This is a genomic window from Mesorhizobium sp. 128a, from assembly GCF_053848025.1.
The window spans coordinates 151,448-162,575 of record NZ_JBSPKY010000011.1 but is presented as its reverse complement, the minus strand read 5'-3'; the positions used below and the strand labels follow the sequence as shown (position 1 = coordinate 162,575).

Below are 11,128 nucleotides of genomic sequence, written 5' to 3'. Positions count from 1 at the left end.
AGATGCTGCGCGCCGTACTCGTCGCCTTCCTGGCGCTGCTGCCGTCGCTTGCCCTGGCGCAAAGCTGCAGCTTTACCGTCACCAACTTGAATTTCGGCGCCGTCGACACGCTGTCGGGCAGCGCGGCCACATCGACGGCCACCCTCAGCGTGACCTGCAGCGGCAGCCTGCCGTTGCTGCTGCCCATCCTCGTCTGTCCGCATCTCGCCGCCGGCACCGGCGGCGCAACCTCGGCGGCAGCAAGGCAGATGCTGAGCGGCGCCAACAGCCTCGACTACCAGATCTATTCGGACCCGGCGATGAGCGTCGTCTGGGGCTCCTATGCCTGGGCCTATGCCTCGCGCCCTCCGCCGCTGCTGCTGAGCCCCAGTATCCTCGGCAACTCATCCGGCACCTTGACGCTCTATGGCCGGGTCCCCGGCGGGCAGGCAACCGTTCCGCCCGGCACCTATCTGTCGACGTTTTCGGGCGGGCATGTCGAGTTCCGCTACCGGACAACCCTGCTGGGCAGCAATTGCGACACCGGCTTGGGCACCCTGGCCGCCTCTCCGACCTTCACCATCAACGCCACGATTGCGGCCAACTGCCTGGTCACCACCCAGAACATCGATTTCGGCTCCAAGGGCGTGCTCGACGCCAATGTCGATGCCACCGGCCAGGTTTCGGTCACCTGCACCCCGTCCACCGCCTATACGGTCTCGCTCAATGGCGGCACCACCGGCGGCACACCGACCACTCGCAAGATGTCGAAGGGGGCTGAGCGGGTAACCTACGGCCTCTACAAGGACAACGCCCGCTCGCAGCCCTGGGGCGACGCAGGAACGCCGGGAAGCACGGTCGCCGGCACCGGCACCGGCATCGCGCAGCCCCTCACCGTCTATGGCCGCGTGCCGCCGCAGACAACGCCCTCGGCCGGCGTCTATACCGACACGGTGGTGGTCACGATCACCTATTGAGCGCGGCTGCCGTCAGCCGGCGTTAGCCAGCGCGCATAAAACTCGCCGACGATGCCGCGGCGGAAGACGAGCACGCAGATCATGAAGATCAGGCCGGTGGCGATGGTGACCGGAAACCCCGAGGTGGCGAGCGTGTTTTCCAGGCCGACGACGAGGCCGGCGCCGACGACAGGACCGACCATGGTGCCGATGCCGCCAAGCAGCGTCATCAAGATCACCTCGCCCGACATCTGCCAGGTGACGTCGGTGAGCGTGGCGAACTGGAAGACGATCGCCTTGGTCGCGCCGGCAAGCCCGGCGAGCGCTGCCGACATGACGAAGGCGGCGAGCTTGTAGCGGCCGACCGAATAGCCGAGCGAAATGGCGCGGTTCTCGTTCTCGCGGATCGAACGCAGGATCATGCCGAAGGGCGAGTTGACGATGCGCCAGACGGCGAAAACGCCGATGAGGAAAACGGCAAGCACGAAAAAGTACATGTTGAGCGTGACGTTGAGATCGACGACGCCGAAGAGATGTCCGCGCGGCACGCCCTGGATGCCGTCCTCGCCTTCGGTGAACGGCGCCTGGACACAGAAGAAGTAGAACATCTGCGCCAGCGCCAGTGTGATCATCGAGAAATAGATGCCCTGCCGGCGGATGGCGAGGAAGCCCATGACCAGCCCGAGCACAGCCGCGCCGGCGGTGCCGAGCAGGATGCCGGCTTCCGGTGGCCAGCCCCATGCCTTGACGGCGTAGGCACAGAAATAGGCGGCGGCGCCGTAGAAGGTGGCGTGGCCGAAGGACAACAGCCCGGTATAGCCGAGCAACAGGTTGAAGGCACAGGCAAACAGCGCGAAGCACAGCATCTTCATCAGGAAGATGGGGTAGACGAAGAAGGGCGCGGCGATGAGCGCCAGTATGGCCAATGCTATCAGTACCCGCTCAAGCCGAACGGAAGCGGCGGTACGCTGTTCGTGAAGGGTCGCCTCGCTCATCTCAGGCATCCCTTCCAAACAGGCCGGCCGGGCGCAAGAGCAGCACGATCGCCATGATGACGAAGACGACGAGGTTCGATGCCTCGGGATAGAACACCTTGGTCAGGCCTTCGGCGAGACCGAGCATGTAGCCGGTGACGATGGCGCCGAGGATCGAGCCCATGCCTCCGACCACGACGACGGCGAAGACGACGATGATGAGATCGGAGCCCATCAGCGGGCTGACCTGGTAGACGGGTGCTGCGAGGATGCCTGCCAGGCCGGCAAGGGCCGCACCCAGCCCGTAGGTGAGCGTGAGCAGCAACGGCACGTTGACGCCGAAGGCTTGCACCAGCTCCGGGTTCTCGGTCGCGGCGCGCAGGTAGGAGCCGAGCCTGGTCTTTTCGATCAGCAGCCAGGTGCCGATGCAGACGATGAGCGAAGCCACCACCACCCAGCCGCGATAGTTGGGCAGGAACATGAAGCCGAGATTGGTGCCGCCGGCGAGTTGCGACGGCACGGCGTAGGGATTGCCGGACACACCGTAGTAGAAACGGAAGACGCCTTCGATGACCAGCGCCAGGCCGAAGGTGAAGAGCAGGCCGTAGAGCGGATCGAGACGGTAAAGCCGCGACAGCGCCAGGCGCTCCACCGCCATGCCGAATACACCGACGACGAGCGGCACCAGGACCAGCGCCGGCCAGTAGCCGATGCCCAGATGAACGAGCATCAGATAGCCGATGAAGGCGCCGAACATGTAGAGCGCGCCATGGGCGAAATTGATGATGCGCAAGAGGCCGAATATAACGGCCAGTCCAAGGCTGAGCATGGCATAGAAGGAGCCGTTGATCAGCCCGACCAGCATCTGGCCGAGCAAGGCCTGGACGGGGATGCCGAAGATCATCGTCATGGCGTCATACCCCAAGCACCTCGTGCAGCTGTTCGGTGTGAGCGGAAAGCTCGCTTACGGCAAAACCCTCCACCACCTTGCCATGCTCCATCAGGTAGAAGCGGTCGGCGATGCGGGCGGCGAAGCGGAAATTCTGCTCGACGAGCAGGATGGTCATGCCGCGCTTTTTCAAGGTGGCCAGCAATTCACCGATGCGCTGGACGATGACCGGCGCCAGGCCCTCGGTCGGCTCGTCGAGCAGCAGCATCTGCACGCCGGTCCGCAGGATGCGGGCGATGGCCAGCATCTGCTGCTCGCCGCCGGAGAGTTTCGTCCCGGGGCTGCTGCGACGCTCCTTGAGGTTGGGGAAGAGATCGAAGATTTCCTCGACGCTCATGCCGCCCTTGGCCACCACCGGCGGCAGGATCAGGTTCTCGTCGACGGTGAGCGTGGCGAAGATGCCGCGCTCCTCCGGCACGAAGCCCAGGCCCTTATGGGCAACACGATGCAATGGCAGGCGCATCAGGTCGCTGCCGTCGAAGGTGACGCTGCCGCTGCGCTTGCGTACCAGCCCCATGATGGCGCGCAGCGTGGTGGTCTTGCCGACGCCGTTGCGGCCGAGCAGCGTCACCGTCTCGCCACGGAAGACGTCAAGGTCGACGCCATGCAGGGCATGGCCCTCGCCATACCAGGCGTGGAGTTCGCGCACGGCCAGCAGCGGCTCACTCATGCCCGGTCCTCTGGCTCGGTCCCCATGTAAGCGACGCGGACGCGCTCGTCGCTGCTTACAGTCGCATAGTCGCCGGCGGCGAGCACCTGGCCGCGCTGCATCACCGTTATCCAGTCGCAGAGATCGGCAACGACGGTGAGATTGTGCTCGACCATCAGCACGGCGCGCTCCCTGGCCAGCGAGCGGATGATGCCGGAGATGGCGCCGACATCCTCGTGCCCCATGCCGGCCATCGGCTCGTCGAGCAGCAGCACCTTCGGATCGAGCGCCAGCGTGGTGGCGATCTCGAGCACGCGCTTCCTGCCATAGGAGAGATCGCCGGCCAGACGATGCGCGACATCGTCGAGGCCGACGATGGCGAGCAGTTCGCGCGCCCGTGGCGTGAGTTCGTCGAGCGCTGACAGCGAGCGCCAGAACTGGAAGCCCAGCCCGCTCGGCCGCTGCAGGGCGACGCGCACATTGTCCAGCACGCTGAAGTGCGGAAAGATCGCCGAGATCTGGAACGAGCGGACGAGGCCCATGCGCGCCACCTTGGCCGGCGCGGTGCGGGTGATGTCGTTGCCGAGCAGTTCGATCCTGCCGCTGCTCGGCTGCAGGAATTTGGTCAACAGGTTGAAGATCGTCGTCTTGCCGGCGCCGTTCGGCCCGATCAGCGCATGGATCTGGCCATGGTGGACGTCGAGGTCGACATTGTTGACGGCAACGAAACCGGCAAAGTCGCGCCTGAGACCGCGGGCGGAAAGCACCACCCGCGGCATCTGATCTTTGCCGTCCGCGCGGACGGCGGCTGCGGTCTCCAGCGTCACTTGGTGACGAGCGGGCAACCGCTGTCTTCGGCCTTGATGAAGGCCTTGTCGCCCGGAATGGTCGCCAGGTAAGTGTAGTAGTCCCAGTCCTTCTTGCTCTCCTCGGGCTTTTTGACCTGATAGAGATACATGTCGTGCACCATCGAGCCGTCAGCCTGCACCTTGCCGTTGGCGGTGAAGACGTCGTCGACCGGCAGTTCGTGCAACTGCTTGGCCACCGCCTCCGTCTCGTCGGTGCCGGCCTTGTCGATGGCCTTCAGATATTGCAGCACAGCCGAATAAGTGCCGGCCTGGACCATGTTGGGCATGCGGTTGGTGCGCTTGAAGAAGCGGTCGGCAAAGTCACGGCTTTTGTCGTCGCGGTCCCAGTAAAAACCTTCGGTCAGCACAACGCCCTGCGCCGCCTGCAGGCCGAGCCCATGCACTTCGGCAAGGGTGAACAAAAGCGCCGCCAGCCGCTGGCCGCCGGCGACGATGCCGAACTCGGCCGCCTGCTTGATGGTGTTGGACGTGTCGAGACCGGCATTGGCGAGGCCGACGACCTTGGCGCCGGAGGACTGCGCCTGCAGCAGGAAGGAGGAATAGTCGGTGGAGCCCAAGGGATAGCGCACCTCGCCGAGCACCTTGCCGCCGCTTGATTCAACCAGCTTTGTGGTCTGCTCCTTCAGCGAATAGCCGAAGGCATAGTCGACGGTGATGAAATACCAGCTGTCGCCGCCCTGCTGGACCAGCGCGCCACCGGTGCCGACCGCCTGGGAATGGGTATCGTAGACCCAGTGGAAGCCATAGGGCGAGCACTGCTTGCCGGTGAGATCGGCCGATGCGGCGCCGGTGACGATGTCGATCTTCTTCTTTTCCTTGGACAGCCCTTGGACGGCCAGCGCCACCGAGGATGTCGTCAGCTCCATGATCGCATCGACTTGTTCGGTGTCGTACCACTGGCGTGCAATGTTGGAGGCGATGTCGGGCTTGTTCTGGTGGTCGGCGTTGACGATCTCGATCGGCGCGCCTTGCACCTTGCCGCCAAAATCCTCGACCGCCATCTTGGCGGCCTCGACCGACCATTTGCCGCCGAAATCGGCATAGACACCCGACTGGTCGTTGAGGATGCCGATCTTGACCTTGCCGTCGGAAATTTCGCCGGCCGCCGCCGGCATCGCAGTCGCCGCAAGCAGCGCGGCTGAAACGAGATAGGATGCTTTCACAGGTAATTCCTCCCATATGGCCAACCACGGGGAACGCGGTTGCCTCGCAATGGTTCAACAGTTCTGTCCCGATTCTCGCTGAAAGTTCGGGCGGTCGCGCCCGCCACTCCTCCTCTAGCGCCCTCCGCCCTGGGTGCATCGGGAGCCTAGCATCACATATCGCAAGGCGAGAATGCTATTTTGGTAGCATGGCGCAGGGTGCGCGGCGGCTTCTTCACCACGGCAATCTTTTGCCGTCGCGGAAGAAGCCGCCAGTCGGGCCGTCATCCGGCAAGGTGGCGGCCCAGACGATGCCCGCTGCGCCTTGCGCCACCGGGCGGCCGCCAGGACCGCCCATGTCGGTCGCCACCCAGCCGGGGCAGATGGCGTTGACCAGCACGCCGGCGCCTCGCAATTCGGCCGCCAGGATCAAGGTCAGCGCGTTGAGCGTCGCCTTGGTCGTCGAATAAGCCGGCGCGCCGGCGCCCATCGAAGCGAGCGAACCGCCCTCGGAGGAGATGTTGACCAGCCTGCCATGACCGGACGTGCCGAGCAGCGGCGCACAGGCGGCCGCGACGCGCCAGGCGCCGAAGACATTGGTCTCGAAGGCTTCGCGGATCACCGTCCAGTCCGGTTTGAGCGCCCGCGAGCGTGGGTCGTAGTGGATGGCGGCATTGTTGACCAGCACATCGAGCCGGCCGAAACGGCGCTCGATTTCAGCCGCCGCAAGTGCTGCCGCGTCGACTGCTGCGACATCCAGCGCGATCGCTTCCACCTTGCCGCCTAGCTGTCTTGCCGCCGCCTCGCCCTTGGCGAGATCGCGCGAGCCGAGCAGCACGGTGAAACCAAGCGCTGCGAGCTGTCGGCCGGTCTCCAGGCCAATGCCGCGATTACCGCCGGTGACGAGTGCGACCTTGCCGGAATGGAGTGCGGTGGTCATCGCTCGGTCCTCAGTCACTTCTTCCCTTGCGGATAGATCGTCTCGCCGCGCTTCAGCATCTCGACGAAAGCCTCGATCTTCTTCTTGCGGCCCGCCTCGGTTTTCATGTTGTGGGTTCGAAACGCCAGCGCGAAGCGGTTCTGGGCGGAAAGCTTCGCCAGCATCTCTTTCGCCTTGGGTTCGGCATCGATGGCGGTCTGCAATTCGTCGGGGATCTTCATGTCCTTGCCGCTGGCATAGGCGCGATCCCAGCGGCCGTCGGCCTTGGCCGCTTCGACCTGTTTCAGTCCGTATTCGGTCATCCGGCCCTCCTCGACCAGGCGAGCGACATTGTCGATGTTGATCTTGCTCCAGATGCTCTTTTTGCCGCGCGGCGTGTAGCGCTGCAGAAAGCTCTTGTCGTCGAGCGACTTGCGCACCGCATCGATCCAGCCGAAGCACAGCATCACGTCAATGGCCTGCTTGGGCGTGATCGAGGCGAGGCCCGAGCCGACCTTGTGCACCTTGATCCAGACCTCGGTCTCGCTGGCATGGTTCTCCCGCAGCCAAGCGTAAAAGCTTTCCGGATCGGGGAATTCGCAAACCTTGCCAGGATCGACCTTGATCGGCGCCATCATCACCTCGTTCGTTGCCGCACCTGATATACCGGCGGTCGATGCCAGTTTTCGTCAGCAGACCTCCGCAGGGCAAGCATCGGGCCCCCTTCCCTTCTCCCCTGTGGGAGAAGGTGGATCGGCGCTTTAGCGCCGAGACGGATGAGGGGTGTTCCAGCGGAGTGAGACGTCGGCGTTCCCTGGAACACCCCTCATCCGTCTTGCCGCTTCGCGGCAATCCACCTTCCCCCACAAGGGGGGAAGGATGAGGCGCTCATTCACTGCAGATGCGGCTTCTTCAGAAAGCTGTTGCGGTCGGCGGATTTGACACGCAGCCAGGTTTCGCGGCCGTCGCGCACCACCCTTAGCGGGATCTCCGACCCGGCGGGGTTCTGCCATAGCTTGCGGTAGAAATCGGCGAGCCCATCGACCTCGCCGTCGCGCACGTCGGAGATGATGTCGCCCTGGCGCAGACCGGCCTTGGCGGCTGGGCCGCCTTCGGCAACGCTCATCACTATCACGGCGCCGTTGGACTCCGCCGAGAAGGCGCCGAGCCACGGCCGTGGCGGCTTCGCCACCTGGCCGCGCGTCAGGAGGTCGTCGAGGATTGGCGTCAGAAGATTGATCGGCACGACCATGTTGATGTCGGCGACCTCACCATTGCGGCTCATCTGCAACAGCAGCGAGCCGATGCCGAGCAGGCTGCCATCCTGGCCGATCAGCGCCGCCCCGCCCCAGGACGGATGCGCCGGCGCGATGAAGATCGCCTCGTCGAGCAGGTATTCCCAATAGCCGGCGAATTCCTGCTTGGTGACGATGTGCGCCTTGACCGAGCGGCCGGTGCCGTCGGCAAACACCACGGGGTCGCCGACCTTGGCTTTTTCGGCGTCGCCGAGCGCCACCGCCGGCAGGCCGAGCGGCGCCAGCGCCTGCACCAGGCCGAAGCCGGTTTCCTGGTCGTAGGCCAGCGCGTGCGCCGGCACGACGCGTCCATCCTGATCTGTCAGCCAGACTTCTTCGGCCTCGGTGATGAGGTAGCCGATGGTGAGCACCAGCCCGTCGCCGCGGATAACCACGCCGCTGCCTTCCCGGCGCGTGCCCAAGGCGTTCGCCGTAAAAGCGTCATCGGGAACCGTGGCACGCACGGCGACGACCGAACGCAAGAGCGGGGAAAGAGGATCTATGGGCATGCTTACATCCTGGCAGGCGGAGATCACCCTCTATAGGTATGCCACGATGGGCGAGGCGCAAGGGCGAGAGCGGCTCGCGCAGCGAACGAAAAGCCAATTGCTCGGCTTTTCGAGCTTCGAGCGGTGAAGGCCCGGTCCGCCTTCGGGCGGATCAAAAGGTCCAGTGGACCTTTTGAAGGGGCTGAACGCCTGAAGGGCTGGGAGCCTTGCGAAGGGCCGGGCGTCGAGACAATCATCTCCGGACATCATTTTCAGAGGCCAGCGCTGCCCCTCATCCGCCCTTCGGGCACCTTCTCCCCGTGAACGGGGCGAAGGAAAAGGCACCGACATTGATAATAGTTCAACGGAAGTTGAACCTTTCTGAATTGCACCTATCTCTGTCAGTATCTACGTTCCGCCGACTTTTTCCGCCATCAGTCTCGCGCCGTCGCGCACGCCGTTTCCGCCCCGTCAGATCCAAGGAACTCCTCGCATGACCGAATACACCCCGCCGAAAGTCTGGAGTTGGAAGAAACCCAATGGCGGCACGTTCGCCAGCATCAATCGGCCGATCGCCGGGCCGACGCATGACAAGGTGCTGCCGGTGGGCAAGCATCCGCTGCAGCTCTACTCGCTGGCGACGCCGAACGGCGTCAAGGTGACTGTCATGCTGGAGGAACTGCTGGCGCTCGGCCACAAGGGGGCCGAATACGACGCCTGGCTGATCCGCATCAACGATGGCGACCAGTTCGGCTCGGGCTTCGTCGACATCAATCCCAATTCCAAGATCCCGGCGCTGCTGGACCGCAGCGGCAAGACGCCGGTTCGCGTCTTCGAGTCCGGCTCGATCCTTCTGTACCTGGCGGAAAAGTTCGGCGAGTTCCTGCCGACCGAACAGCCGGCGCGTGCCGAGACGTTGTCCTGGCTGTTCTGGCAGATGGGTTCGGCACCCTATCTCGGCGGCGGTTTCGGCCATTTCTACGCCTATGCGCCGGAGAAATTCGAATACGCCATCGACCGCTTTTCCATGGAGACCAAGCGCCAGCTCGACGTGCTCGACCGGCGGTTGGCGGTATCAGAATATCTCGGCGGTGCCGGCTATTCGATCGCCGACATGGCGGTGTGGCCCTGGTATGGCGGGCTGGCGCTCGGCCGCATGTACAATGACTCCGGCGAGTTCCTGTCGGTGCAGGACTATGAGCACGTGCAGCGCTGGGCCAAGGCGATCGACGCCCGCCCGACGGTGCAGCGCGGCCGCATGGTCAACCGCGCCTTCGGCGACCCGACCATGCAGCTGCACGAACGCCACGACGCCAGTGATTTCGAGACCAAGACGCAGGATAAGTTGGTGGCGGCGGAGTGAAGCTGTCGATCTCCCCCCTCGAGGGGGAGATGTCGCCGAAGGCGACAGAGGGGGTCGGTCCGACCGGGCTCGGCCCCCACAACAAATGAAGGCTGGGGTAGATAAGGGTCGGCGCCCTGTGCGCGGCGACCCCTTCTGGCCTGCCGGCCATCTCCCCCTCAAGGGGGGAGATTAGCTACCCCATCAACCTCGCCAGTCTCGGCACACCCTCGCCCACCGCCCGGCTGTCGGCCAGCGTAAAGCTCATCCGCATCGTGTTGCGTCCCGAGCCGTCGGCGTGGAAAGCATTGCCCGGCACGAAGGCGACGCGGGCTTCCTTGACCGAGCGGGCGAGCAGCGCTGTGGCGTCCGCGCCTTCGGGGAGCGTCAGCCAGACGAACATGCCGCCTTCGGGGCGGCTCCAGCTCACGCCGTCGGGCATTTCGGCCTCGAGCGCGGCAAGCAGAGCGTCGCGGCGACCGCGGTAGGCGCCGATCAGCTTTTCCACCTGGCCGTCGTATACGGCCTCGGAGACGCGGTGCATGACCAGCTGGTTGATCGAGGGGCTGTGCAGGTCCGACGCCTGCTTCATCAGCACCAGGCGCTCGACGACGCGGCGCGGCGCGCAGACCCAGCCGACGCGCATGCCCGGCGACAGAATCTTTGAGAACGAACCGCAATAGAGCGTGCGGGCATTGTCGATACCGCCCGAGCGCTCGCAGTCGAGCGCCAGGATCGGCGGCTCGCCTTCACCGTCATAGCGCAGCGCGCGATAGGCGGCGTCCTCGATCACGGCGATGTCGAGCTCACCCGAGAGATCGAGCACCGCCTCGCGTTGCGCGCGGTTCAGCGTCTCGCCGGTCGGATTGGCGAAATCCGGCACGAGATAGGCGAACTTTACCTTGCCGCCGGCAGCGGAAGCCGCCGCCTGGTAGGCGGCCGGCGTCATGTTGCCGCCGTCCGGCGTCAGCCGGTCGTAGCGCGGCTCATAGGCGTTGAAGGCCTGCAGCGCGCCGAGATAGGTCGGCCACGTCACCAGCGCGGTGTCGCCGGGCGACAGAAACAGTTTGCCGAGATAATCGAGCGCCTGCTGCGAGCCGGAGGTGATGAAGATGTTGTGCTCGTCGCAGCCGATGCCGAGCTTGCCCATCTGGCCGGCCAACCAGCGCCGCAGCGGCAGATAGCCTTCCGAGACCTGGTATTGCAGTGCTGTGCCCGCATCCGGGCCGCCGAGCACCGAGGCATAGGCATCGGCGATGGCCTGCGAGGGAAACAAAGCCGGATCGGGAATGCCGCCGGCAAACGAGATGATGTCGGGCTGGTCGAGCAGTTTCAGCAGCTCGCGGATTTCCGACGCCTTCATGCGCGAGGCGCGCGATGCCAACAGGTCCATCAAACTCATCAGCCCACCTCCCGGGATACGGCGTCTGGTCCGGCATGATCGTTCCGGCCATGCGAATTTAGGTCAATCTAGCTGACCTATTATCAGGCTCCCTCACCCGCTGGAATAGCCAGAAAGCCGTTCCGCGTGGCCCAGGCGAAAAAGCAGAGACATTTTTATCGCTG

12 protein-coding genes are annotated in these 11,128 nt (G+C 64.6%); 3 read left to right on the top strand and 9 right to left on the bottom strand.

Annotated elements, in window-relative coordinates:
- Window positions 1–2: 2 nt before the first annotated feature.
- Window positions 3–956 (top strand): Csu type fimbrial protein, encoded by a 954-nt coding sequence (locus ACWTU9_RS19355; RefSeq protein ID WP_455859729.1) that lies wholly within the window; start codon window positions 3–5, stop codon window positions 954–956.
- Here ACWTU9_RS19355 and ACWTU9_RS19350 read toward each other — a convergent pair.
- The 8 genes from ACWTU9_RS19350 to ACWTU9_RS19315 all read right to left on the bottom strand — a co-directional run bounded on the left by ACWTU9_RS19350 (window position 950) and on the right by ACWTU9_RS19315 (window position 8,241).
- Complete coding sequence (locus tag ACWTU9_RS19350) at window positions 950–1,930, bottom strand: branched-chain amino acid ABC transporter permease (RefSeq protein ID WP_455859657.1); 981 nt, start codon at window positions 1,928–1,930, stop codon at window positions 950–952. The genes ACWTU9_RS19355 and ACWTU9_RS19350 overlap by 7 nt on opposite strands.
- A gap of 1 nt (window position 1,931) precedes the next feature.
- Complete coding sequence (locus tag ACWTU9_RS19345) at window positions 1,932–2,819, bottom strand: branched-chain amino acid ABC transporter permease (protein WP_112566970.1); 888 nt, start codon at window positions 2,817–2,819, stop codon at window positions 1,932–1,934.
- Between the two features lie 4 nt (window positions 2,820–2,823).
- The gene (locus ACWTU9_RS19340; protein ID WP_455859656.1) at window positions 2,824–3,528 is read right to left on the bottom strand and encodes an ABC transporter ATP-binding protein; all 705 of its coding nucleotides are present in this window, start codon (window positions 3,526–3,528) and stop codon (window positions 2,824–2,826) included.
- On the bottom strand, window positions 3,525–4,286 hold the full coding sequence (locus ACWTU9_RS19335; protein WP_455859728.1) for an ABC transporter ATP-binding protein: 762 nt from the start codon (window positions 4,284–4,286) through the stop codon (window positions 3,525–3,527). Before ACWTU9_RS19335 ends, ACWTU9_RS19340 begins: the two co-directional genes overlap by 4 nt.
- A 44-nt stretch (window positions 4,287–4,330) precedes the next feature.
- The gene (locus ACWTU9_RS19330; protein ID WP_455859655.1) at window positions 4,331–5,539 is read right to left on the bottom strand and encodes an ABC transporter substrate-binding protein; all 1,209 of its coding nucleotides are present in this window, start codon (window positions 5,537–5,539) and stop codon (window positions 4,331–4,333) included.
- A 214-nt stretch (window positions 5,540–5,753) separates the two neighbouring features.
- Window positions 5,754–6,458, bottom strand: coding sequence for an SDR family NAD(P)-dependent oxidoreductase (locus ACWTU9_RS19325; RefSeq protein WP_455859654.1), 705 nt, complete (start codon window positions 6,456–6,458; stop codon window positions 5,754–5,756).
- A 14-nt stretch (window positions 6,459–6,472) separates the two neighbouring features.
- Window positions 6,473–7,072 (bottom strand): YdeI/OmpD-associated family protein, encoded by a 600-nt coding sequence (locus ACWTU9_RS19320; RefSeq protein WP_455859727.1) that lies wholly within the window; start codon window positions 7,070–7,072, stop codon window positions 6,473–6,475.
- A 257-nt stretch (window positions 7,073–7,329) separates the two neighbouring features.
- Window positions 7,330–8,241 (bottom strand): S1C family serine protease, encoded by a 912-nt coding sequence (locus tag ACWTU9_RS19315; RefSeq protein ID WP_454577848.1) that lies wholly within the window; start codon window positions 8,239–8,241, stop codon window positions 7,330–7,332.
- Here ACWTU9_RS19315 and ACWTU9_RS19310 point away from each other — a divergent pair.
- Together ACWTU9_RS19310 and yghU are read left to right on the top strand one after the other, a co-directional pair.
- Window positions 8,240–8,368: a hypothetical protein gene (locus ACWTU9_RS19310; protein ID WP_455859653.1), complete on the top strand. Its 129-nt coding sequence runs from the start codon at window positions 8,240–8,242 to the stop codon at window positions 8,366–8,368. The genes ACWTU9_RS19315 and ACWTU9_RS19310 overlap by 2 nt on opposite strands.
- A gap of 345 nt (window positions 8,369–8,713) precedes the next feature.
- A complete protein-coding gene (gene yghU / locus ACWTU9_RS19305; RefSeq protein ID WP_454588745.1) occupies window positions 8,714–9,583 on the top strand; it encodes a glutathione-dependent disulfide-bond oxidoreductase in 870 nt (289 codons plus the stop codon).
- A gap of 175 nt (window positions 9,584–9,758) precedes the next feature.
- Here yghU and ACWTU9_RS19300 read toward each other — a convergent pair whose 3' ends face one another.
- Entirely contained in the window at window positions 9,759–10,964 is a 1,206-nt protein-coding gene (locus tag ACWTU9_RS19300) for an aminotransferase-like domain-containing protein (RefSeq protein WP_455859652.1), read from the bottom strand.
- Window positions 10,965–11,128 lie beyond the last annotated feature (164 nt).